The organism is Kitasatospora sp. NPDC048194 (assembly GCF_043202455.1).
GTDB lineage: Bacteria > Actinomycetota > Actinomycetes > Streptomycetales > Streptomycetaceae > Kitasatospora.
Map to the genome: position 1 here is coordinate 452,123 of NZ_JBIDAK010000001.1, position 23,365 is coordinate 475,487.

Annotated in this window: 17 protein-coding genes; 10 read left to right on the plus strand and 7 right to left on the minus strand. The window is 72.8% G+C overall.

Features of this window, described 5'->3' with window-relative positions:
* Positions 1-602 precede the first annotated feature (602 nt).
* On the plus strand, positions 603-3,329 hold the full coding sequence (glgP, locus tag ACGF07_RS02140; protein WP_392894580.1) for an alpha-glucan family phosphorylase: 2,727 nt from the start codon (positions 603-605) through the stop codon (positions 3,327-3,329).
* 102 nt (positions 3,330-3,431) lie between these two features.
* On the plus strand, positions 3,432-4,328 hold the full coding sequence (locus tag ACGF07_RS02145; protein ID WP_392894582.1) for a hypothetical protein: 897 nt from the start codon (positions 3,432-3,434) through the stop codon (positions 4,326-4,328).
* A 158-nt stretch (positions 4,329-4,486) separates the two neighbouring features.
* Here ACGF07_RS02145 and ACGF07_RS02150 read toward each other — a convergent pair whose 3' ends face one another.
* Positions 4,487-6,379: an ABC transporter ATP-binding protein gene (locus tag ACGF07_RS02150; protein ID WP_392894584.1), complete on the minus strand. Its 1,893-nt coding sequence runs from the start codon at positions 6,377-6,379 to the stop codon at positions 4,487-4,489.
* Positions 6,376-8,196 carry an ABC transporter ATP-binding protein gene (locus ACGF07_RS02155; RefSeq protein ID WP_392894588.1) on the minus strand — a complete coding sequence of 607 codons (1,821 nt, stop codon included), beginning with the start codon at positions 8,194-8,196 and terminating at the stop codon, positions 6,376-6,378. Before ACGF07_RS02155 ends, ACGF07_RS02150 begins: the two co-directional genes overlap by 4 nt.
* Positions 8,197-8,428: 232 nt before the next feature.
* On the opposite strand from ACGF07_RS02155, the gene ACGF07_RS02160 reads away from it, so the two are divergent.
* Positions 8,429-9,853 carry a family 2B encapsulin nanocompartment shell protein gene (locus tag ACGF07_RS02160; RefSeq protein ID WP_350744544.1) on the plus strand — a complete coding sequence of 475 codons (1,425 nt, stop codon included), beginning with the start codon at positions 8,429-8,431 and terminating at the stop codon, positions 9,851-9,853.
* Here the strand turns inward: ACGF07_RS02160 and glgX are convergent.
* Positions 9,838-12,066: a glycogen debranching protein GlgX gene (gene glgX, locus ACGF07_RS02165; protein WP_392894590.1), complete on the minus strand. Its 2,229-nt coding sequence runs from the start codon at positions 12,064-12,066 to the stop codon at positions 9,838-9,840. The two genes, ACGF07_RS02160 and glgX, sit on opposite strands and share 16 nt — an antisense overlap.
* Positions 12,067-12,260: 194 nt before the next feature.
* Here glgX and ACGF07_RS02170 point away from each other — a divergent pair, with 194 nt between their 5' ends.
* The 4 genes from ACGF07_RS02170 to ACGF07_RS02185 all read left to right on the plus strand — a co-directional run bounded on the left by ACGF07_RS02170 (position 12,261) and on the right by ACGF07_RS02185 (position 17,115).
* On the plus strand, positions 12,261-13,496 hold the full coding sequence (locus ACGF07_RS02170) for an Ig-like domain-containing protein (protein ID WP_392894592.1): 1,236 nt from the start codon (positions 12,261-12,263) through the stop codon (positions 13,494-13,496).
* Positions 13,497-13,697: 201 nt separating this feature from the next.
* Positions 13,698-14,951, plus strand: a complete 1,254-nt coding sequence (locus ACGF07_RS02175) for an Ig-like domain-containing protein (RefSeq protein WP_392894594.1) — start codon at positions 13,698-13,700, stop codon at positions 14,949-14,951.
* Between the two features lie 247 nt (positions 14,952-15,198).
* On the plus strand, positions 15,199-16,419 hold the full coding sequence (locus ACGF07_RS02180; protein WP_350744551.1) for an Ig-like domain-containing protein: 1,221 nt from the start codon (positions 15,199-15,201) through the stop codon (positions 16,417-16,419).
* A gap of 150 nt (positions 16,420-16,569) precedes the next feature.
* On the plus strand, positions 16,570-17,115 hold the full coding sequence (locus ACGF07_RS02185; protein WP_350744553.1) for an ATP-binding protein: 546 nt from the start codon (positions 16,570-16,572) through the stop codon (positions 17,113-17,115).
* A 306-nt stretch (positions 17,116-17,421) separates the two neighbouring features.
* Here the strand turns inward: ACGF07_RS02185 and ACGF07_RS02190 are convergent, their stop codons facing one another.
* The 3 genes from ACGF07_RS02190 to ACGF07_RS02200 form a co-directional block, all read right to left on the minus strand.
* Positions 17,422-18,276, minus strand: coding sequence for a hypothetical protein (locus tag ACGF07_RS02190; RefSeq protein WP_392894596.1), 855 nt, complete (start codon positions 18,274-18,276; stop codon positions 17,422-17,424).
* Between the two features lie 210 nt (positions 18,277-18,486).
* Positions 18,487-18,735: a DUF397 domain-containing protein gene (locus ACGF07_RS02195; protein WP_392894598.1), complete on the minus strand. Its 249-nt coding sequence runs from the start codon at positions 18,733-18,735 to the stop codon at positions 18,487-18,489.
* Positions 18,732-19,544 carry a helix-turn-helix domain-containing protein gene (locus ACGF07_RS02200; RefSeq protein WP_392894600.1) on the minus strand — a complete coding sequence of 271 codons (813 nt, stop codon included), beginning with the start codon at positions 19,542-19,544 and terminating at the stop codon, positions 18,732-18,734. Before ACGF07_RS02200 ends, ACGF07_RS02195 begins: the two co-directional genes overlap by 4 nt.
* Before the next feature lie 163 nt (positions 19,545-19,707).
* On the opposite strand from ACGF07_RS02200, the gene ACGF07_RS02205 reads away from it, so the two are divergent.
* The 3 genes from ACGF07_RS02205 (at position 19,708) to ACGF07_RS02215 (ending at position 22,567) form a co-directional block, all read left to right on the plus strand.
* Positions 19,708-20,142: an ATP-binding protein gene (locus ACGF07_RS02205; protein WP_392894602.1), complete on the plus strand. Its 435-nt coding sequence runs from the start codon at positions 19,708-19,710 to the stop codon at positions 20,140-20,142.
* Positions 20,143-20,372: 230 nt separating this feature from the next.
* The gene (locus tag ACGF07_RS02210; RefSeq protein ID WP_392894604.1) at positions 20,373-21,338 is read left to right on the plus strand and encodes a DMT family transporter; all 966 of its coding nucleotides are present in this window, start codon (positions 20,373-20,375) and stop codon (positions 21,336-21,338) included.
* Between the two features lie 29 nt (positions 21,339-21,367).
* A complete protein-coding gene (locus tag ACGF07_RS02215; RefSeq protein ID WP_392894606.1) occupies positions 21,368-22,567 on the plus strand; it encodes an epoxide hydrolase family protein in 1,200 nt (399 codons plus the stop codon).
* A 61-nt stretch (positions 22,568-22,628) separates the two neighbouring features.
* On the opposite strand, the gene ACGF07_RS02220 is transcribed toward ACGF07_RS02215, so the two are convergent.
* Positions 22,629-23,276, minus strand: a complete 648-nt coding sequence (locus ACGF07_RS02220; RefSeq protein ID WP_392894608.1) for a TetR/AcrR family transcriptional regulator — start codon at positions 23,274-23,276, stop codon at positions 22,629-22,631.
* Positions 23,277-23,365: the final 89 nt, after the last annotated feature.

Consider the following 23,365-nt stretch of genomic DNA (forward strand, 5'->3'; position numbering starts at 1 on the left):
GGCCGGGGGGCGGGCCGGGGGGAGTGCCGGGAGGACTGCTGGGTGGGGGAGGACGTGCGACCCGAAGCCTGCCCGCGCCGCTGTCCCCGGCAACCTGCCCGGCGCCCGCCGCGCCGGTGGCGGGACGCCCCGGAGCCCGCGCGCGTCCCGGCGCACGCCTCCAGGGGGCACGCCCCTGGCGGCCCGGACGACCCGTGAACGAGCCGACCGGTGGCGAGGACACGCGGCGGAGCGCGGTGAGCGCCGAACGGGCTAAAGGAGGAGGGAACGAGCAACGCGAAAAGGATTCGGACGTGCTGCTTCACGGCGGCGTGAGACGCCTCCGCAGCATCAACGACCTTGGGTCATCCTCGCACCGGCGGCGCGGTTTTCGCAGCGGTACGACAGGAGTTTCGACCCCCTTCGCGGGTGGATGAGCGACCGGAAATGGATCTGTTCCGCAGAGTTCACGCATTGGTAGCGCGGCGCCCCGGAATGTGCGCCTCGCGCGCCCCCCGCGCAGACCAATGCGCCGAATGCGATCTCATCAATAGGCCGAACGGATGCCCAATAGTCCACTTGACCCACTGTCAAGGCGATCGCGAAGGCTACGCTTCACGCCTGTGAAGGCAATCCGCAGATTCACCGTCCGCACCGTCCTGCCCGAACAACTCCAGCCGTTGCACGAGCTGGCCCTCAACCTGCGCTGGTCCTGGCACCCCGAGACCAGGGACCTCTTCCGGTCCGTGGACCCGGAGGTCTGGGCCGCGACCGGCGAGGACCCGGTGCGGCTGCTCGGGGAGGTCCCGGCCGCCAGACTCGCCGCACTCGCCGTCGACCGGCGGTTCCTGCGCAGACTCGGCGACCTCGCCGACGACCTGCGCGACTACCTCACCGGCCCGCGCTGGTACCAGACCCAGTTGGAGACCGGCGCCACCCCGCCGCCCGCCGCGATCGCCTACTTCTCGCCCGAGTACGGCATCGCCGCCACGCTGCCCCAGTACTCCGGCGGCCTCGGCATCCTGGCCGGCGACCACCTCAAGGCGGCCAGCGACCTCGGCGTGCCGATCATCGGCGTCGGGCTGTTCTACCGGCACGGCTACTTCCGCCAGTCCCTGAGCCGGGACGGCTGGCAGCAGGAGCGCTACCCCCTGCTGGATCCGGACGAGCTCGCGGTGAGCCTGCTCCGCGAGGCCGACGGCAGCCCCTGCCGGGTCGACCTCGCCCTGCCCGGCGGCCGCACCCTCGCTGCCCACATCTGGAAGGCCCAGGTCGGGCGGGTCCCGCTGCTGCTGCTCGACTCCGACATCGAGGCCAACTCGCCGGCCGAACGGGACGTCACCGACCGGCTCTACGGCGGCGGCAGCGAGCACCGGCTGCTCCAGGAGATGCTGCTCGGCATCGGCGGCGTCCGGGCCGTGCGCGCCTACTGCCGGCGCACCGGCCACCCCGCCCCCGAGGTCTTCCACACCAACGAGGGCCACGCCGGCTTCCTGGGCGTCGAGCGGATCCGCGAGCTGGTCGCCGACCCGGCGGCCGGGCTGGACTTCGCCGCCGCCCTGGAGTCCGTCCGGGCCGGCACCCTGTTCACCACCCACACGCCCGTCCCGGCCGGCATCGACCGCTTCGACCGCGACCTGGTCGCCCGGCACTTCGGCGGTGACGCGGCGCTGCCCGGCGTCCCGGTCGAGTCGGTGCTCGGACTGGGGGCGGAGACCTGGCGCGGCGGGGACCCGAAGCTGTTCAACATGGCCGCGATGGGCCTGCGGCTGGCCCAGCGCGCCAACGGGGTGTCCACCCTCCACGGCGAGGTCAGCCGCTCGATGTTCAACGGCCTCTGGCCCGGCTTCGACCCCGCCGAGGTGCCGATCACCTCCGTCACCAACGGCGTCCACGCCGCCACCTGGATCGACCCGGCCGTGATCCGCCTCGGCGCCGCCGAGATCGGCGCCGACCGCGCCGAGGAGGCGATGACCACCGGCGAGACCAAGCGCTGGACCGGCCTGGAGCGGATCGGCAACGCCGAGATCTGGGACCTGCGGCGCAGCCTGCGGGCCCAGCTGGTGGACGAGGCCCGCCGCCGACTGCGCACCTCCTGGCGCCAGCGCGGGGCCGGCGAGGCCGAGCTCGGCTGGGTCTCCTCGGTGCTCGACCCCGACGTGCTCACCATCGGCTTCGCCCGGCGGGTGCCCTCGTACAAGCGGCTCACCCTGATGCTGCGCGACCCGGACCGGCTGCGCGCCCTGCTGCTGCACCCCACCCGGCCGGTGCAGATCGTGGTCGCCGGCAAGGCCCACCCGGCCGACGACGGCGGCAAGCGGCTGATCCAGCAGATGGTCGCCTTCGCCGACGACCCGGCGGTGCGGCACCGGATCGTCTTCCTGCCGGACTACGACATGGCGATGGCCCAGCACCTCTACCCGGGCTGCGATGTCTGGCTGAACAACCCGCTGCGCCCGCTGGAGGCCTGCGGCACCTCCGGGATGAAGGCCGCGCTCAACGGCTGCCTCAACCTGTCCGTCCTGGACGGCTGGTGGGACGAGTGGTTCGACGGCCAGAACGGCTGGGCGATCCCCACCGCCGACGAGGGCGGCGGGGTGCTCGACCCGGACAGCAGCGAGGCCGAGCGGCGTGACGACATCGAGGCCGCCGCGCTGTACGACCTGATCGAGGAACAGGTCGCCGGCCGGTTCTACGACCGGGGCGCGGACGGCCTGCCGCACCGCTGGATCGCCATGGTCCGGCACACCCTGGTCACCCTCGGCCCCAAGGTGCTGGCCGGGCGGATGGTGCGCGAGTACGTCGAACGGCTGTACACCCCGGCGGCGCTGGCCCAGCGGGAGCTGGCGGCGGAGCTGCCACCCCGGGCCGAGGGCAGCGCGGGCACCGCGGCCGAGCGCCCGGAGGCGGCCGGGCGGGTCACCGCCGCCCGGGAGCTGGCGGTGTGGAAGGCCAAGGTCCGGGAGGGCTGGTCGGCCGTGCGGGTCGAGCACGTCGAGGCCGACTGCCCGGCCGAGGCCCAGGAGCTGGGCAGCTCGCTGTCGCTGCGGGTGCAGGTCGCGCTGGGGGCGCTGGAGCCGGGCGACGTCGAGGTGCAGGTGGTCTCCGGCCGGGTCGACGAGACCGACGGCATCTCGGAGGTCTCGGTGCTCGCCCTCAAGCCGGTCGGCGGTCCCGACCTGGACGGCCGCACCCGGTACGAGGGCTCGCTGGAGCTCTGCCGCACCGGCCCGTTCGGCTACACCGTCCGGGTGCTGCCCGCGCACCCCCGGCTGGCCTCCCCGGCCGAGATGGGGCTGGTCGCCCTCCCCGCCGAGTCGACGGGGATGGACGCGGGGCTGCTGCGCTGACGGGTGCACGCGCGGGACGCCTGCGGGCGGCTGCCGCCCGGGATCCTACGGACGGCAGCCGCCCGCTTGCCGCGGGTAGTGGCCCGGGCGACCGTGATGGTCATGATGCGAACTCTGCGGACGGCCGCCCTGGCCGCGATCTCCGTGCTCCTCACGGCGTGGCCGGCCCAGGCCGCCACCGCCCCGCTCGCGGCGCCGCCGGCGACCGCGCAGCTGTCCGTCGAACTCTGCCCGCCGCAGGACCCGGTGGTCCCGGGCGAGGACGGGATCCTGGAGGTGAAGGTCACCAACCGGGGGCCGGCGACGACGACCGACGACACCCTGGTGGTCGTCCACTTCCCGTCGCCGGGGGTGGTCCGCTCGGCCGACCCGCCGGTCACCCTGACCTACTTCGGCACCGGCAGCTCGTACCAGGTCCCGGCGGGGCTGGCGCCCGGGTCGACCTCCGTCGAGCGGCTGTCGCTGGAGGTCTCGCCGAGCACCTTCTCCTTCGTCACCGTCAACGGCGACGTGCAGGTGTTCTACCCGGGTGACCCGGACCGGTCCGGCCACACCACCCCGTACAGCCTCACCACCGCGGACACCGAGGCGCACTTCATGGTCGGCGCCTCCTCCGCCTGGGAGGCCGGGCACCCCGTTCCGCAGCCGGGCGACCTCACCGGCAAGCCCGGGGCGACCGTCGACCTGCCGCTGTGGGTGTACAACGCCGGCCCGTCGTACTCGCGGCACCCGATCGACGTGCGGATCACCGTGCCCGAGCACACCACGCTGACCGGGACGGTGCCGTACGACTGCACGGCCACCGGCCCGCGCACGCTGACCTGCCACTTCCCGGAGGGGCCGCGCTACCACGACGCGCTCTTCATCGACCCGGCCGTGGTGATCGACCCGTCGGCGGTCGCCGGGCAGGTGCTGCCGGGCGGCACGCTGGACGTGTCCGGGCAGGAGGACTGCCCCTCGCCGAACTGGCACACCGACTTCGCGGTGACGGTGGACTGACCGCCGGCGGGCCGACCCGCCGGCGACCGATCCAGCGCGGACCGACCGGCCGGCGGAGTCCGAGCGGCCCGGCCGGGTGCGTGACGGCGCACCCGGCCGGGCACGGCTGTGGCCCGCGGACGGGCGCTCGGAGCCGGGCGTTCGAGACCGGCCGGTACCTAGACCAGGCTGTCCCGCCAGGCGCGGTGCAGGGTGGCGAAGCGTCCGGAACCGGCGATCAGCTCCTGCGGGGAGCCGTCCTCGACGATCCGGCCCTGGTCCATCACCAGGACGCGGTCGGCGACCTCCACCGTGGACAGCCGGTGCGCGATGATCACCGCCGTCCGGCCGGCCAGCACGGTGCGCATCGCCCGCTGGACGGCCTGCTCGCCGGGCACGTCCAGCGAGCTGGTGGCCTCGTCCAGGATCAGCACGGCCGGGTCGGCGAGCAGGGCGCGGGCGAAGGCGACCAGCTGGCGCTGGCCGGCCGAGATCCGGCCGCCGCGCTTGCGCACGTCGGTGTCGAAGCCGTCCGGGAGCGCGGTGACGAACTCGTACGCGCCGATGTCCCGGGCGGCCTGCTCGACCTCCGCGCGGGTGGCACCGGGGCGGCCGATCGCGATGTTGTCGGCGACGGTGCCGGAGAACAGGAAGGACTCCTGGGTCACCATCACCACGCCGCGGCGCAGCTCGGGAGTGGCGAGGTCGCGCAGGTCCACCCCGTCGAGCCGGATCCGCCCGTCGGTCGGGTCGTAGAAGCGGGCCAGCAGCTTGGCGACCGTCGACTTGCCCGCACCGGTGGCGCCGACCACCGCGACGGTCTGCCCGGCCGGGATCAGCAGGTCGAAGGGCGGCAGCACCTCCTTGCCGGTGCGGTAGGCGAAGCGGGTCCGCTCGAAGGCGACCTCGCGGCCCTTGCCGGAGGACGGCGGCAGCTGCTTCGGCTCGGTCGGCTCGGCGACCGTCGGCTCGTGGGCCAGCAGCCCGGCGATCTTCTCCAGCGCCGCGGCGGCGGCCTGGTAGCTGTTCAGGAACATCGCCAGCTGGTCGATCGGGTCGAAGAGCCGGCGCAGGTAGAGCACGAAGGCGGTGAGCACGCCGAGCTCCAGCGCGTCGTCCACCACCAGGTAGGCGCCGAGCAGCAGGATGCCGGTGGTCCAGAGGTTGGCGGTGGCGCGGGAGAGGCCGACGTAGCGGGCGAGCTCCAGGAAGCCCTCCGCGTTGGCCGTCGACGACTGGGAGTTGACCACCGCGAAGGCGGCGTCGTTGCTCCGCTCGCGACGGAAGGCCTGCACCGGCCGGATGCCGTTCAGCGTCTCGGTGAAGCGCACGATCATCGAGGCGGCGGCGGTCCGGGAGCGGCGGTAGACCCGGCGCGAGCGGGTGCGGAAGGAGTGGGCGATCAGGGCCAGCGGCAGGACGGAGAGCAGCGAGGCCAGGCCCAGCCGCCAGTCCAGCACCAGCAGCAGCACGGAGATGTAGCAGACCGACAGGAAGACGGTCAGCAGCTCCTGGAGGCCCTCGGAGAGCAGCTCGCGCAGCGCGTCGAGGTCGCTGGTGGCGCGGGAGATGATCCGGCCCGAGGTGTAGCGCTCGTGGAAGTCGAGGCTGAGCCGCTGGGCGTGCCGGAAGATCCGGCCGCGCAGGTCCAGCAGGACGTCCTGGTTGACCCGGGCGCTGATCTTGATGAACGCCCACTGCAGCAGCGGGCTGAGCAGGGCGCAGAACAGGTACCCGGCGACCACCGCGACCAGCGGGCCGGAGTCGTGCGCGCGCAGCGCCGGGACGGCGCGGTCCATCGCCACGGCGACCAGCAGCGGGCCGGACTGCAGCGCCGCCTGCTGGAGCAGGATCACCAGCATCGCGACGGTGATCCGGGCCCGGTGCGGGCCGAGCAGCGAGCGCAGCAGCGCCCGGGGTGCGCCGGGCGGGACGGGGATGTCCTCCTCGTCGGCCGCGGGCGGCGGCAGCTCCTCCTCGGCCGGCTCGCTCCGGCCGGCTCGGGCGGTCTCGTCGGTCCCGGCGGTCTCGGGGATCTGGGAGGTCTGGGGGGTCTGGGCGGTGGTGCTCATCGGACGCGTTCCCTCTCCGGGGCGACGGGGCCGTCAGGGCGCGCGGCGGCGCCGCCGGACATCAGTTCGCGGTAGTGCGGGCAGTCGCGCAGCAGTTCCCGGTGGGTCCCGACGGCCTCGATCCGGCCGTTCGCGAGCACCGCGACCCGGTCGGCGAGCAGCACGGTGGACGGCCGGTGGGCGACGACCAGGGCGGTGGTGGATCCGAGCACCTCGCGCAGTGCGCGCTCCACCAGGGCCTCGGTGTGCACGTCGAGGGCGGAGAGCGGGTCGTCCAGCACCAGGAAGGCCGGGTCGCCGACCACCGCGCGGGCCAGGGCGAGGCGCTGGCGCTGGCCGCCGGAGAGGCTCAGACCCTGCTCGCCGACCTCCGTCCCGGCTCCGGCCGGGAGTTTGTCGACGAAGCCGGCCTGGGCGGTGGCGAGGGCGGAGCGCAACTGCCGGTCGTCCGCGCCGGGGGCGCCCATCAGGACGTTCTCCCGGACGGTGGCGGAGAACAGGGTGGGCTCCTCGAAGGCGACCGCGACCAGCTCGCGCAGCCTCTCCCGGGGCAGCTCGCGGATGTCCCGGCCGTCCAGGGTGATGCTCCCCGCGGTGGCCTCGTACAGCCGCGGCAGCAGCGCGGTGAGGGTGGTCTTGCCGCTGCCGGTGGCGCCGACCAGGGCCATCGTCTCGCCGCTGCGGACGTGGAGGTCGATCCCGGCCAGCAGGTCGGGGCTGTCGTCCGGGGCGTCGGGGTAGCGGAAGCGGACGCCGGTGAAGCGGATGCCGTCGGGGGCGCCGAGGTCGGTGGCGGTGCCCGCGTCCTCGGCCTCGGGTTCGTCCAGGACCTCGAAGAAGCGGTCGGTGGCGGTGGCGGCCTCGTTGGCGTAGGCGAGCAGCCAGCCCAGCGACTCGACCGGCCAGCGCAGCGCGAGCGCGGTGGAGAGGAAGGCGACCAGGGTGCCGGCGCTCAGCTGGTCGTGGGCGACGAGGTAGGCGCCGAGGGCCAGGGCGCAGCCGAGGGCGATCTCCGGCAGCCCGACGATGACCGCCCACAGGTTGGCGAGCAGGTGGGCCTTGCGCAGTTCGGTGCGGCGCAGCCGGTGGGACTGCTCGCGGAAGTGCTCGGCCATCGAGCGGTGGCGGCCGAAGGCCTTGAGGATGCGGATGCCGAGGATGGACTCCTCGACCACGGTGGCGAGGTCGCCGTTCTGGTCCTGGGCCAGCCGGGCGGCGCCCGAGTAGCCGGACTCGAAGCGCCGGGTGAGCACGAACAGCGGTACGGAGGGCAGCAGGACGATCAGGGCGAGCCGCCAGTCCTGAGTGAACATCACCGCGGTGCCGGCCAGGAACGTCACCGAGTTGACGACCAGGAACACCAGGGGGAAGGCCAGGAAGAGCCGGATGGCGCCCAGGTCGGTGGTGGCCCGGGAGAGCAGTTGCCCGGAGCCCCACCGGTCGTGGAAGGAGACCGGCAGCCGCTGGAGCTTGGCGTAGAGGTCCCGGCGCATGGCCGCCTCCAGCCGGCCCAGTGGCCTGGAGAGGACCACCCGGCGGGTGTAGAAGAGGGCGGCCTCGACCATGCCGAGGAGCAGCAGCAGGCCGACCGGCGCCCAGAGGCCGGCGAGGTCGTGCTCGGCGAGCGGTCCGTCGACGATCCGGCCGAGCACCACCGGGACGGCGAGGGTGCTGAGCATGGCGAGCGAGGCGGCCGACACCGAGACGGCGAGCCGGCCGCGGACGGCCCGGGCGTAGGGCCACAGGCGCAACAGGGAGCGGACCGTGGAGCGGTGGCTCCCGGCCGCGGGGGCGTCGTCTTGTCTGTTCTCGGCCATCGCGGTGAGGGTAGGCGGAGGACCCGTCATTTCTCATCCGGTTTTTCGCCCCTGTCGGCGCCGCCCGGTGAGAACCGGCCACCCGGACGGGTGGGGCGGGAGTGACGGATGGGGCGCGCGCGTCCGTTCGTGCAGGGACGAATGCGTCGAGCGCCTCTTGCGCGCGCCTTGTCGCTGTCCGATTACATCTCCTGACGGTTAGTAACCGTTGTGAAGCGATGGGAGATACGTCATGTCGGTCGACATCGAGCCCGGTGCTGCCGGGGGCGCGGTGCTGCAGGTGCGGACCCAGCTGAGCCTCAGCACGGCCGCCGCACGGAACCTGGCGACGACGACCAAGTCGAAGCCCCAGATGCAGGAGATCACCTCCCGCTGGCTGCTCAGGCTGCTGCCGTGGGTGCAGGTCAGCGCGGGCACCTACCGGGTGAACCGCCGCCTGAGCTACGCCACCGGGCGCGGCCGGGTGAGCTTCACCAAGACCGGCGCCGCGGTGGCCGTGGTCGCGCCCTCGCTGGCCGAGGTGCCGGCGCTGCGCGGCTTCGACGACCAGGAGGTGCTGGCCGAGCTGGCCCGCCGTTTCACCCAGCGGGACTTCGCCGCCGGTGAGGTCCTGGTGGAGGAGGGCGCGCCGATCGAGGAGGTGTTCCTGATCGCGCACGGCAAGGTCGACCGGATCGGCACCGGCAAGTACGGCGAGCAGGCCGTCCTGGGCTCGCTCGCGGACGGGGACCACCTCGGCGACGAGGTGATCACCGAGGGCGGCGGCAGCTGGCCGTACACCGTGAAGGCGGCCACCCCCGGGGTCGCGATGGCGCTGTCCTGGCCGGTGCTGCAGGAGGTGATCGGCCGCTCGGAGGCGCTGCGCGAGCAGCTGCTGGGCTTCGCCGCCGACGCCGCCCAGGCGCAGAACGCGCACGGCGAGGCGGAGATCGACCTCTCGGCCGGGCACGAGGGCGAGTACGAGCTGCCCACCGCCTTCGTGGACTACGAGCCGGCGCCGCGCGAGTACGAGCTGAGCGTGGCGCAGACCGTCCTCAAGGTGCACACCCGGGTCGCGGACCTCTACAACAAGCCGATGAACCAGACCGAGGAGCAGCTGCGGCTGACCGTTCAGGCGCTGCGGGAGCGGCAGGAGCACGAGCTCATCAACAATCCGGAGTTCGGCCTGCTCGCCAACACCGACTTCGACCAGCGGATCCAGACCCACTCCGGCGCGCCCGCGCCGGACGACCTGGACGAGCTGCTCAGCATGCGCCGGGACACCGACTACCTGTTCGCCCACCCGCGGGCGATCGCGGCCTTCGAGCGGGAGTGCAACCGGCGCGGTGTGTACCCCGGCACGGTGGACGTCCTCGGCAGTCGGCGGCCGGTCTGGCGCGGGGTGCCGATCCTCCCGTGCAACAAGATCCCGGTGACGGAGGACCAGACCACCTCCTTCATCGCGATGCGGGTCGGCGAGGACAACCAGGGCGTGGTCGGCCTCACCCAGGTCGGCATCCCGGACGAGGTCGAACCCGGCCTGAACGTGCGCTTCATGGGGATCGACGAGAAGGCGGTCGCGTCCTACCTGGTCAGCGCCTACTACTCGGCGGCGGTGCTGGTGCCGGACGCGATCGGCGTCCTGGAGAACGTCGAGCTCGGTCATGCCCTCGGCTGATCCAGGGGCGCCCGGGCGGGCGCGCGCAGCAGTTGCAGGGAGCGCCCGCCCAGCACCACCGCGCCCCGCGGGTGCGGGTCCCCCGTGCCCGCGGCGGCGGTGTCCACCACCGTCTCGTACGCGGCCTCCGGCGCCGCCCAGGGCTCGCCGGGCAGGGTGAACACCACCGGTTCACGGCCCGCGTTGAGCAGCAGCAGGAAGCTGTCGTCCCACGACGGCAGCCCGGTCTGGTCCCGTTCGGACATCGCGCTGCCGGAGAGCAGCATGCCGAGACAGGCGGTGGGGGCGAACCAGTCCGCCTCGGTCATCTCCTTGCCCAGCGGGGTGAACCAGGCGAGGTCCGGCTGGCCGCCGGGGGCGGGCGCCCGGCCGGAGAAGAACGCCCGCTGGCGCAGCACCGGGTGGGCCCGGCGCAAGCGGACCAGCCGGGCCGTCAGCTCGCACAGCCCGCGCCAGCCGGGCTGCTCCAGCAGTGACCAGTCGAGCCAACTGGTCTCACCGTCCTGGCAGTAGGCGTTGTTGTTGCCGCCCTGGGTGCGGCCGAACTCGTCCCCGGCGGTGATCATCGGCACGCCGGTGGAGAGCAGCAGGGTGGCCATCAGGTTGCGCAGCTGGCGCAGCCGCAGCGCGTTGACCTCGGGGTCGTCGGTCTCCCCCTCGGTGCCGTGGTTCCAGGAGCGGTTGTCGTCAGTGCCGTCCCGGTTGGCCTCGCCGTTGGCCTCGTTGTGCTTGCGGTCGTAGGAGACGACGTCCCGCAGGGTGAAACCGTCGTGCGCGGTGATGAAGTTGACGGAGGCGTACGGGCGCCGGCCGCCGCGCTGGTAGAGGTCGGAGGAGCCGGAGAGGCGGTAGCCGAGCTCGCGCACGTCCGGGCGGGCGCCGCGCCAGAAGTCCCGGACGGTGTCGCGGTACTTGTCGTTCCACTCGGCCCACAGCGGGGGGAAGCCGCCGACCTGGTAGCCGCCCGGGCCGACGTCCCAGGGCTCGGCGATCAGCTTCACCCGGCTGAGCAGCGGGTCCTGGGAGACGGCGGCGAGGAAGGGGTGCTCCATGTCGACGCCGTCGGTGCCCCGGGCGAGGGCGGCGGCGAGGTCGAAGCGGAAGCCGTCCACGCCCATCTCGGTGACCCAGTAGCGCAGCGAGTCGGTGATCAGGCGGATCACCTGGGGGCGGCGGGTGTCCAGGGTGTTGCCGCAGCCGGTGAAGTCGGCGTAGCCGCGCGGGCGGTGCGGGGCGAGGCGGTAGTAGGCGGCGTTGTCGATGCCGCGCAGGGAGAGCGTCGGGCCGAGTTCGGCGCCCTCGGCGGTGTGGTTGAACACCACGTCGAGGATCACCTCGATGCCGGCGGCGTGCAGGGCGCGGACCATCCGCTTGAACTCGCCGACCTGGCCGCCGCGCGAGCCGGAGGCGGAGTAGCCGGCGTGCGGGGCGAAGTAGCCGATCGTGTTGTAGCCCCAGTAGTTGACCAGGCCGCGGGCCTGGAGGTGGTCCTCGCTGGCGTACTGGTGCACCGGCAGCAGTTCGACGGCGGTGACGCCGAGCCGGGTGAGGTGGTCGACGGCGGCGGGGTGGGCCAGGCCGGCGTAGGTGCCGCGCAGGTGGGGCGGGACGTCGGGGTGGCGCATCGTGAAGCCGCGGACGTGGAGTTCGTAGAGCACCGTCTCGGCCCACGGGGTCTTCGGGCGGTGGTCGTCGTACCAGTCGTCGTCGTCGTGGACGACCACGGATCTGGGGACGTAGGGGGCGGAGTCGCGGTTGTCCCGGACGGTGTCGGCGACGTCGGTCTCCGGCCAGTTGCGGACGGCGGAGCAGACGGCGTCGTGGGAGGTGTAGCAGCCGTCGACGGCCCGGGCGTACGGGTCGAGCAGCAGCTTCGCCGGGTTCCAGCGCGCGCCCGTCCACGGGTCCCAGCGGCCGTGCACCCGGAAGCCGTAGCGGGCGCCGGGCCGCACACCGGGCAGGAAGCCGTGCCAGATCTGGAAGTCCTGCTCGGTCAGGCGGTGCCGGCTCTCCCGGCCGTCCTCGTCGAACAGGCACAGGTCGACGGCCTCGGCGCCGGCCGCCCAGAGCGCGAAGTTGGTGCCCTCGCCGCCGACCTGGTCGGTCCGGAAGCGGGCGCCCAGCGGCTGCCAGCTGCCGGGCCACGGTGGCTCGGCGGGGTGCGGGCCGCCGCCCGGCCGTACCCCGGCTTCCAGCTCCTGCCCTGACGCCATGGCCGTACCCTCCCTGAACGGGGTGTCCCGGACCCCGTTCACTGTGTCCTTCCCGGATTGGGCGGGGAGGAAGCCGCTGAACGGGGGCTTACCGGCGGATGGCGGGTGGGGGTCCGTGTCCGGGGGGCGCTCGGGGTCGTTGTTCCCGGCGTCGGACGCCCAAGGCGTGGGACCGAGCGGTGGGAGGCCCCGGGATGCTGCGCCGGGTCGGGATGTGGGCGCGGCGCGCGGTGGTGGCGGGCTGGTGCCTCGCGGTGCTCGCGGGGTGCGCCGGCGGCGGCCCGCCGGGTGGCCCGGACGGGGACGCGGCCGTGCCGGGGGCGTCGCCCGCCCCGCCCCCGCCGCCGTCCCGGGCGGTGCTGACCGCGCTGCCCGCGGACGGCGCGCAGGACGTGCCGCCGGAGGGGCCGGTGCGGGTGACCGCCGCCCAGGGCCGGCTGGTGTCCGTCCGGCTGGCCGACGCCAGGGGCACCGAGCTGCCCGGCACGATCAGCCCGGACGGGGCGGCCTGGACCCCGGACGGCCCGCTGCCGCTGGGCACCGCCTTCACGCTGGACGCGGTCGCCGAGGACGACCAGGGCCAGCGGGCCGCCCAGCACTCGGCCTTCTCGACGGTGGCCCGGGCGCACACCTTCGTCGCGTTCTTCACCCCCGAGGACGGCTCCACCGTCGGCGTCGGGATGCCGGTCTCGCTGCGCTTCAGCCGTCCGATCACCGACCGGGCCGCGGTGGAGCGGGCCGTGCGGGTGAGCGCCGACCCGCCGGTGCCGGTGGCCGCGCACTGGTTCGGCGACCAGCGGCTGGACGTCCGGCCGCAGCGGTACTGGGCGGCCGGCACCAAGGTCACGGTGGCGCTGCGGCTCAAGGACGTGCAGGGCGCGCCGGGCGGGTTCGGGACCCAGAACCGGGACCTGCACTTCACGGTCGGCCGGGCCCAGGTCTCCACCGTCGACCTGGACGCGCACACCCTGTCGGTCCGGGCCGGCCCCGGAGGCAAGGTGCTCAAGGTGCTCAAGGTGTCCGGCGGCAGCCCCGAGCACCCCACCTACCGGGGGGTGCTGGTGGTGTCGGAGAAGTACCGGGTGACCCGGATGAACTCGCAGACGGTCGGGATGGGCGACGAGTACGACATCAAGGACGTGCCGCACGCGATGCGGCTGACCGCCTCCGGCACCTTCGTGCACGGCAACTACTGGGCGGACCCGGGGGTGTTCGGCACCGCCAACACCAGCCACGGCTGCATCGGCCTGGCCGACGTCAAGGGCGGTGCGAGCAAGGACTCCCCGGCGGGCTGGCTGTTCGAGCACACCATCCCGGGGGACGTGCTGGAGGTGCGGGCCTCGGCCGGGGACTTCGTGCCGCCGTCCAACGGGCTGGGCGACTGGAACGTGCCCTGGGACCAGTGGGTGGCCGGGAGCGCCCTGCGGTAGCCCCGCGGGCGGGGCCGGGAGCGGCCCGGCGCCTTCACCGGCGGTTCACCACGACTCCACCCACCTCCCCCGAGGTTTCCCTCAGACGGCCCAGCTATCCTGCTCCGGCGCGCCGGGCCCCGGCGCGAAAGATCGGCGCCCGGTGCAACTCCTGGGGGCACTCAGCGCGTCAAGAGAGTGAATACCGGGAGGGGAGATTCCGTGAAGACGGGTAAGGCGGCCGACGCCGCGATACGCACCGGCTACCGCTACGGGCGCAGGGGTGCGATGGCGTTGGCCATGGGCGGGGTGCTGCTGCTCACCGCCGCGTGCAACGACGACAAGGGCGGCGGCTCGGCCGATGCCGCCGCGACGGCGCCGGCGGACGCGAACGGGACGGCCGCCCCCGGGGGCGGCGCGGCCTCGCCGAAGGCCTCGGCGGCCGTGCTCGCGGTGGAGCCGAAGGACGGCGCCCAGGACGTCGCACCGAACGCCCTGAAGGTCTCCGTCTCGAACGGCAAGCTCACCACGGTCGAGGTGACCGACAAGAACGGCAAGCCGGTCGAGGGCGCGATCGCCCCGGACGGATCCGGCTGGAAGCCCTCGGGGGCGCTCGCCGTCGGCATGGCCTACAAGGTGAACGCGCAGGCCAAGGACGACGCCGGGCTGGTGTCCGCGTCGACCACCACCTTCACCACGCTGACACCGGGCAAGACCGTCGCCACCAACGACAACATCAGCGACGGCGCCACCTACGGCGTCGGCATGATCGTCTCGGTGAACTTCTCGAAGGACGTCAAGAACAAGGACGCCGTCCTCAAGGGCATCACCTTCGAGACCAGCAACGGCACGGCGGTCAAGGGCCACTGGTTCGGCGACCGCCGGGTGGACTTCCGCCCCGAGCAGTACTGGGTGCCGGGCACCAAGGTGACCATCAAGTACCGGCTGAAGAGCGTCGAGGTCGCGCCGGGCGTGTACGGCGACGTCGACAAGGACGAGCCGTTCACCGTCGGCCGGTCGATGATCTCCACCGCGGACGCGAAGACGCACCAGATGACCATCGAGCGGGACGGCAAGAGCACCACCGTGCCCGTCACCCTGGGCGCGGACGCCACGCCGTCCTGGGGCGGAACGATGGTGATCATGGAGAAGGAGAAGGTCACCCGGATGAACTCGCAGACCGTCGGTCTCGGCGGCGAGTACGACATCCAGGACGTGCCGCACGCCATGCGGCTGACCACCTCCGGCACCTTCGTCCACGGCAACTACTGGGCCAACCCGTTCGGCAAGACCAACGCGAGCCACGGCTGCGTGTCGATGCAGGACGTGAAGGGCGGCAGCGACGCCTCGGTCGCGGGCAAGTTCTTCAACGACTCGATGGTCGGCGACGTGGTGAAGATCGTGAACACCAAGGAGAAGACCGTCTCGCCCTCCAACGGGCTGGGCGGCTGGAACGTGTCCTGGGCCAACTGGTAGGCCGGGAGGTTTGACGCCGGGCGGCCCGATCCTCACTCGTTGGGGTTCCGGCCGCCCGGTTTCCGGGGCGGACAGCCCCTCGAACGGCGCAACCTTTCCGGTGGCCGGGTGCGTGTACGGGTCGGGCCCGCCGGTCCGCCGGTGCGCCGGTGCGCTGGGTGTGTCGGAAGGTCGGCCGGGCCGGCCGGTCCGCCGGGTGCGTCGCGTGCGTCGGGTCCACGGGGAGTTCTGAGGGAGGGAGTCGACGTTGAGGTCGATACGCAGGGTGGTGGCCACCGGACTGGTGGGCGGGGCGATGGTGCTGACCGCGGCCTGTGGCGGTGGCGGCGGTGGCGGTGGCGGAAGCGCCGCGAAGGCCGACCTGGGAGCCGGCGCGGCCGCCTCCAAGCCCGCCGCCGCGCCCACGACTTCGGCCCCGAAGGCGTCGGCGGCGAAGGTGAGCATCGAGCCGGCGGACGGCGCGGTGGACGTGGCGCCGGGTGCGCTGAGGATCGGGGCGAGCGGCGGCAGGCTCACCACCGTGAAGGTCAGCGACCGGAGCGGCAAGGAGGTCCCCGGAACCATCGCCGCGGACGGCAGCAGCTGGACCCCGTCCGCCGGCCTGTCGGTGGGCACCGCCTACCAGGTCAGCGCGATGGCGGCGGACGCGAGCGGCGCGGTCACCACGGCGGACAGCAGCTTCACCACGCTGACCCCGACGGCGCTGGCCAAGGCCGCCGACAACGTGGACGACAACGCCACCTACGGCGTCGGCATGATCGTCTCGGTGGACTTCAGCAAGGACGTCAAGAACAGGGACGCCGTCGCGAAGGGGATCACCTTCGAGACCGACAACGGCACGGCGGTGAAGGGCCACTGGTTCGACGACCGCCGACTGGACTTCCGCCCGGAGCAGTACTGGAAGCCGGGCACCAAGGTGACGGTGCACTACCGGCTGAAGAACGTCGAGATCGCCCCCGGGGTGTACGGCACCGACCGGGACGAGCCCTTCACGATCGGGCGATCCCAGATTTCGACGGTTGACGCCGCCGCCCACCGGATGACGGTGGTCCGGGACGGCCAGTCGAGCGAGATCGACATCACCTCCGGCTCGCCCGAGCACCCCACCTGGAACGGCACGATGGTGGTCATGGCCAAGGAGGGCACGGTGCGGATGCAGTCCAGCACCCTGCCCGGCATGACCGGCGCGCCCTACGACCTGCAGGTGCCGCACTCGATGCGGCTCACCACCAGCGGGACGTACGTGCACGGCAACTACTGGAGCGACGCCTTCGGCGAGGACAACGTCAGCCACGGCTGCGTGGGCCTGAAGGACGTCAAGGGCGGTGGGGACGGCACCTCGATGGGCAGGTTCTACGACGGCTCGCTGGTCGGCGACGTGGTCGTGGTGAAGAACTCCACCAAGAAGGAGACGCTCGACCCGGCGAACGGGCTGAGTGGCTGGAACCTGTCGTGGAGCCAGTGGTGACCGCCAGGTAGCGACCCTCGGATGTCAACCCGGGCTTGACGCGCGCAAGCCCGGGTCGTCGCTTTCCTGCCGCAGGCATATGCCGACTCGGACGAGATCGTTTGCTCATTGTCCGTACGCGGCTGCTTGCGTTCCGCAATGATGGTCCGCATGGCGGGTTGGGGCGAAACAGATCAGTCATCGGTTCCCGGGGCCGGCGCGGTCGCCGAGGCGTCCTGGATCGACGTCCAGGGAGCGCTCTCGGCGTTGGAGCGGCTGAGCTCCGAGGAGCTGCAGGAGATGTATTCCGGCAGGCTGTGCGATCAGTCCGCGCCGAACGAGGTGCGGTTGCCGTCCCGGCCGGAGTCGGGCCCGGTGGCCCGCCGGCTGGTGCTGGACGTGCTGGAGTCCTGGGAGCTGCACCAGCACCTGGAGGCCGGGGAGTTGCTGACCAGCGAGCTGGTGTCCAACGCGGTGCGGCACGCCGCCGGGCGCACCATCGGCCTCCACGTCAGCCGCAAGCCCGGTTGGCTGAGGATCGAGGTCCGCGACTCCTCGCGCGCCCTGCCGTGCATGATCCTGGCCGAGGCCCAGCCGGTGAACGAGGGCGGCCGAGGGCTGAAGATCGTCGACGACCTGGCCGACCGGTGGGGCGCGGACCTGCTGCCGCGCGGCAAGGGCGTCTGGTTCGAGCTGCGGGTGCGCGAGCGGAACTGAGGCCGCGCCGTCCGGCCCCGGACGGCGCGCAGGGGTCGCGGAGGCGCGCACGGACCCGGATACGCGCAGGGCCCCCGGGATTCGCCGTGGTCCGGCGGATGGGGGCCCCTGCAAGTCATCGCGCCGGCCAAGGGGGTGCGTGCCGCGCGATGGGCGTCGGCAGTGCCAGGTCGGGCCCGCCGAAGTCGATGTCTCGACTATCGCACGATCTCAGCATGCGGGCAAACCGGCTGGCTTGGATTGCAAGGTTTGTAACCTAGTTCACCTTTGGAATTTGCATAGGTTAACGCCATAACCTGTGAATATTCATGATCCCCGCAACGCCGCCAGCGCCTGCCGGACGCGGGCGGCGTGCCGGTGGACGGCGGCGGCGGTCAACGCGCGGGAGTCGGGCGGCGGGGCCCCGCAGGCGCCGCCGCCCCGGCAGCGACGGCAGAGCCCGCCCAGCAGGGCGTGCGGGCGGCAGGGCGTGCGGCAGTCGGTGCACTCGATGACGCGGGTGGCCGGGGGCTCCGGGCGGGGCCGTTCCGGGGGCATCCTGTCGAGCAGGCGACGGCGGGTGAAGGCCACCGGGCTGTGGACGCCCTCCGGCGGGAGGCCCGCGGTGAGGGCGGCGGTGAAGAGGGCCGGGGTGGCACCCCGCGCCAGCCACTCGGCGGCGAGCGGTTCGAGGGCCGTGCAGTCGGCGGCGGAGAGAGCGAGCCGGGCATCGGCGAGGCCGAGGCCGGCCAGGGCGGCGTAGGCCGCCGAGGTGGGCGACGTGCGGTTGAGCGTTCGCCCCTTGGGGGGATCGGGTGCTCCGGGTGTTGACGCCTCGCCCGCGTCGCCAGTGGTGACGAACCGGGTCCACCACGCGTCGGAGCGGGGCGTGCGGGAGAAGTAGGTGCGGAACACCCAGCGGCAGTCCTTGGAGCTGATGCGCTCGCGGACGCGACGCAGATGACCTGCGGTGGAGAGGTTGTTGAGGGCCGTGCGGCAGGCCATCTGGCCGTAGTGGGGCTGGAGGACGGCGAGGGTCTTGACGTCCATCGCGGCGCCGTCGGGGAGGTGGTCGATGAGCGAGGCGAGGTAGGCCTCGCGCGCCGGGAGGTGGGAGAAGTCGGCGGCGGAGCGGGGAAGTTGCTCCGGAGCGGACTGCTTGCCGTACCCGGGGGCGGCCATGGCGGTAGAGTCGTGGGTAGCCACAGGATCGAGTCCGTTTCGATCGTGCCGGTCAGACCCCCGTTCGGTGCTGGTAACACCGGCGGGGGTTGTTTCGTTGCTGCGCACGCTACACGGCGCCACTGCCTGTGGAAAAGTCGTGACGATAAGTCATATCGACTGGGTGCAGGGGCGGTTGGAAGGTGGTTACCCCACCGTTCCACTAAGGGGTCACTCGACTCGCGCGACTTGAGCTTCGGAGGCGAAGGAGACGAAGGCGGACCAGGCCTCGGGGGAGAAGGTGAGGCTGGGGCCGGCCTTGTCCTTGGAGTCCCGGACGTGGACGGCGGCGGGGCAGGCGGCGACCTCGACGCAAGCGCCGCCTTGATCGTCGCTGTAACTGGACTTGGCCCAGGAAAGGGCCACTTCGATGCAGGCTCCGCCCTGGGAGTCGCTGTAGCTGGACTTGAACCACTTCATAGCTGCTCCGTCATCTCTCTGATGAGTGCCTTCGATTCCTCAATGCTGAGGGCCTGCGAGCGGATCATGCCATGGCGATGCACGAGGATGCTCACCTTCTCGATGTCGGCAGACAGGATTCCCGCGTACTGGCCCTCCACATAGCCGAGTTGCTCATGGTCGGGAGTCTCCAGGATCACCATCGGGCCTTCCAGGGCCACATGGGCCACCCGGTCGACCGGTAGCACCTGGATCGTGACGTTGCGCAGCTCGCCGACCTCAAGGATGTGTTCGAGCTGCCGCTTCATGATGCCCTCGTCGCCGACGCGCGCCCGGAACGCCGCCTCGTAGATGACGAAGCCGAAGAGCACGGTGGGTGAGCGGCGAAGCTTCTCCTGCCGCTCCATTCGACTGGCCACCCGGGCCGCGACGGTCTCGTCGTCCAGCGGCGGGTACGAGTGGCTGATCTGCTCTCTGGCGTACTCCTCGGTCTGGAGCAGCCCAGGAATGAGCAGGGCTTCGTACCACTGGATCGCGATGGCCTCCACCTCGGCTTCCGCGTAGCCCTTCGAGTAAGAAGCGAACTTCTCCGGCGCCAGGAAATCGGTCGCGGCGAGCAGCATCCCCTTCGCGTCGCACAACTCGTCCGCCACCTGAAGCAGCTTGAGCGACGGCTTCCGCCGTCCCGCCTCCATCGACCGCACGCTCTCGATGTCGTAGCAGGCCGCCTGGCTCAACTGCTCCCGACTCACGCCCGCGTGGGCGCGCCATCGCTTGAGCTGATCGCCGCAGTACTTCCACGCCATCGGGTTCTGCTTCGGCGTGCTCACGGCCCCGCACCCCTCCCTGCCCTGGTCACAGGGCGGTTCAAGCTCTTGCTGTACCAGCGGCGTTACTCCCGAGGCTATGCCCGCCTGCCGACCCTTGAAGGGTGAAATGGCCGAACTCGCCCCTCCCGAGTGAAGCCGTCCGTACACCTCCTCAAGGACTCCGATGCTCACTCAGCCCCTCGATGCCGTCGAGTGGATGTTCCCCCGCCTGCCCCGCAGCGCCGGCCGTGCCCGCCTCCGGTTCCTCCGGCTGGCCTTCGAGTGGGACGTACCCGTCGACTCCGCCGAGACCGCGCTGATCCTCCTCAGCGAGCTCGTCACCAACGCCTGCCGCCACGCCCGCTCCCCGCGTGACCGGATGATCGGTGTCCGGGTCCTCCTCCCCAGCTCCTCGCTGCTCCGCATCGAGGTCTCCGACGCGGACCCCGAGCTGCCGACCCTTCGCCAGGCCGCCCCGGAGGACGAGTCCGGCCGGGGCCTCGCACTGGTCGCGGCGCTCGCCACCTCCTGGGGCGCCCGGCCGCGCGGCGAGGGCTACATCGGCAAGACCACCTGGTGCGAACTCGCCCTCCCCACCCCGGCCAACCCGCACGACTGACCGCTCCCACCTCCTGCGCGGGAAGTCGGGCCCGTCGACTTCCCGCGCAGGCCGGGTACCATCGGGCTCGTGAACTCGTACTGGCACGTCGCACTGCCACCGCTCGGCGCCTGACCGGGCGCGCTCTCTCCGGTGGCTTGATCCCCCAGCCCCGCCCAGGGGCCCTGTGGCGTGCGCCCGTTCTCGGAACCTCTCCCCTTGACGGTCTTCGACGACGGAAGTTCACGACTGTGCCGAATCGTTTGTCCGCGCCTGCGCGCGTTCGTCCGACCCCCGCCCCCCGCCGGGCCCGGCTGCTCGACGGGCCGGTGCCGATCCTGGCCTCCGCGCTGCTGTGGGGCACCACCGGGACGGCCGCCTCGCTGGCGCCCGCCGCCGCCCCGGCGACCGGGATCGGCTCCGCCGCCCTGGTGCTCGGCGGGCTGCTGCTGTTCCTCACCGACCGCACCGCCCGGCGGCTGCCCCGGCGGTGCACTCCGCGCGAACGGCGGCTCCTGGTGCTGGGGGCCGTCGCGGTGACCGGGTACCCGCTCAGCTTCTACCCGGCGGCGGCCCGCACCGGCGTTGCGGTGGCCACGGTGATCGCGCTGGGGAGCGCGCCGGTGTTCACCGGGCTGCTCGGGTGGCTCGCCCGGCAGGGGAGGCCAGGTGCACGCTGGGCCGGCGCCACGGCGCTGGCCGTGGCGGGCTGCGCGATGCTGGTCCTGGGCCCCGAACTCACGGGCGGCGGCGCCTCGATGGACCTGGTCGGCGTCCTGCTGGCGGCGCTCTCCGGGCTCTCGTACGCGGTGTACTCGCTGATCGGCGGTCGGCTGATCTCGGCCGGGCACCCGTCCGGCGGGGTGATGGGTGCGATGTTCGGCGCGGCCGCGCTGCTGGTGCTGCCGGTGTCGGCGACCGGCCCGACCAGCTGGCTGCTCTCGGTGCGCGGCGCGGGCGTCGTGCTGCACCTCGCGGTGATCACCACCTTCCTCGCCTACCGCCTGTTCGGCCACGGCCTGCGCCGCACCCCGGCCCGGACCGCCACCACCCTGACCCTCGCCGAGCCGGCCGTGGCGGCCGTGCTCGGCGTCGCCGCCCTGGGGGAGCGGCTGCCCGTGCTCTCCTGGTGCGGCCTGGCGGTGCTGGCCGGGGGCCTGGCGTTCCTCGCCCTGCCGGGCCGTCGGCGGCCGGATCCGGCCCGCAGCCGATCTTGACCGTGTTCGGGCGACTACGATCAGCCGATATGACGACGCCGCCCGATGAAGGCATCCACCCGTTCCGCATCGCCGTCCCGGAGAGCGACCTGGAGGACCTGCGCCAACGCCTCGACCGAACCCGCTGGCCGGACGAACTGCCGGGCGTCGGCTGGGCGTACGGGGTCCCGCGCGACTACCTGACGGAACTGGCGCGGTACTGGCGGCACGAGTACGACTGGCGGGCCGCCGAGGAGCGGCTCAACCGGTGGCCGCAGTTCACCACGACGATCGACGGCGCCACCATCCACTTCCTGCACGTCCGTTCGGCGGAGCCGGACGCCGTGCCGCTGCTGCTGTCGCACGGCTGGCCCGGGTCCATCGTGGAGTTCACCGAGCTCATCGGGCCGCTCACCGACCCCCGGGCGCACGGCGCGGAGGGGGCGCCCGCCTTCCACCTGGTGATCCCGAGCCTGCCCGGGTTCGGCTTCTCCGGGCCCACCCGGGAGACCGGCTGGGAGTACCGGCGGGTCGCGGCGGCCTTCGCCGAGCTGATGCGGCGGCTGGGCTACGACGCGTACGGGGTGCAGGGCGGCGACTGGGGCTCGGCGATCTCGCGGGAGCTCGGACGGGTGCACCCCGAGCGGGTGATCGGGGTGCACCTCAACCTGGTCCCGGGAGCCGCGGCGGAGACCGAGCCCACCGAGGAGGAACTGGCCGCGCTGCCCGCGCCGGAGCGGGCGCGGATGCTGGCCTCCTGGGAGCGGATGCGCGAGTGGAACCGGGAGCGCAAGGGCTACGCGGACATCCAGACCACCCGGCCGCAGACCCTCGCCTACGCCCTCACCGACTCGCCGGTCGGCCAACTGGCCTGGATCGCGGAGAAGTTCAAGGAGTGGACGGACTCGGCGGAGCGTCCCGAGGACGCCGTCAGCCGGGACGACCTGCTCACCAACGTGATGCTCTACTGGCTCACCGGGACGGCGGGCTCCTCGGCCCGGCTCTACTACGAGCGCGCCCACGCCGACTACTGGGGCCGGCCCGCCGAGCCGTCGACCGCCCCCACCGCCGTGGCCCTGTTCCCGGCGGAGAACTTCCTGGTCCTGCGGCACATCGCGGAGCGGACGAACACCATCGTGCGCTGGACGGAGCTGGACCGGGGCGGCCACTTCGCGGCGATGGAGCAGCCGGACCTGCTGGCCGCCGACATCAGGGCCTTCTTCGGCGGACTGCGGACGGCGGCCGGCTAGGCCCCGCCCGGACCGTCGGAGGGCGCCGCCTCCAGCCCCCGCAGGGAGGCGGCGCCGGGGGTCAGGCCCGGGCGGTGGCGGGCTCGGGCTCCGCCAGGGCGCCGTACAGCAGCAGGTCCAGGACGGCGAGCAGCTCCTTGGTGAGCGCCCCCTTGCGGCCGGGATGCATGCACCAGCGGTACAGCGCGCCGAGGTAGAGGTCGCGCAGCGCGTTGCCGACCTGGTCGGGGCGGATCCCCTCGCGGAACTCGCCCCGCCGAACGCCGTCGGCGACCAGGTCCGAGAACAGCTCGGCGAGGTAGGGCTCCTCCAGGAGGGGCCGGCCCGCCCGGACCCAGGCCATCAGCATGGCCCCGGTCTCCTTCTGGTCCTCGTCGTTCATCCGGCCGAGGGCGCGCATGCAGCGCTGCAGCCGGAGGCGGACGGCGCCGGAGCCCAGGGTGTCCGCGTCGAGGGAGGAGCGCAGCGTGTCGCGGCGCTTCTCGCCCCACGTGCCGAGCAGGTCCTCCTTGCGCTGGAAGTAGTTGAAGAAGGTGCCCCGTGCGACATCGGCCCGTTCGGCGATCTCGTCGATCGAGGTCTCGTCGTAGCCCTGTTCGGTGAACAGGGTGAGGGCGGCGGTGTACAGCCTCTCCCTGACCCGCAGCTTGTTGCGCTCGCGGCGCCCCAGCGGCTCCGCCGGCGCGGGTGCAGCTCCCGTGGAATTCAACGGGGTCTCCGATCCATGGTGGCTGCCGGGGAGGGCCCACTCCTCCCCGACTTGGTGCACCACAGTTTAACTATGTTTCACAGTCGAAG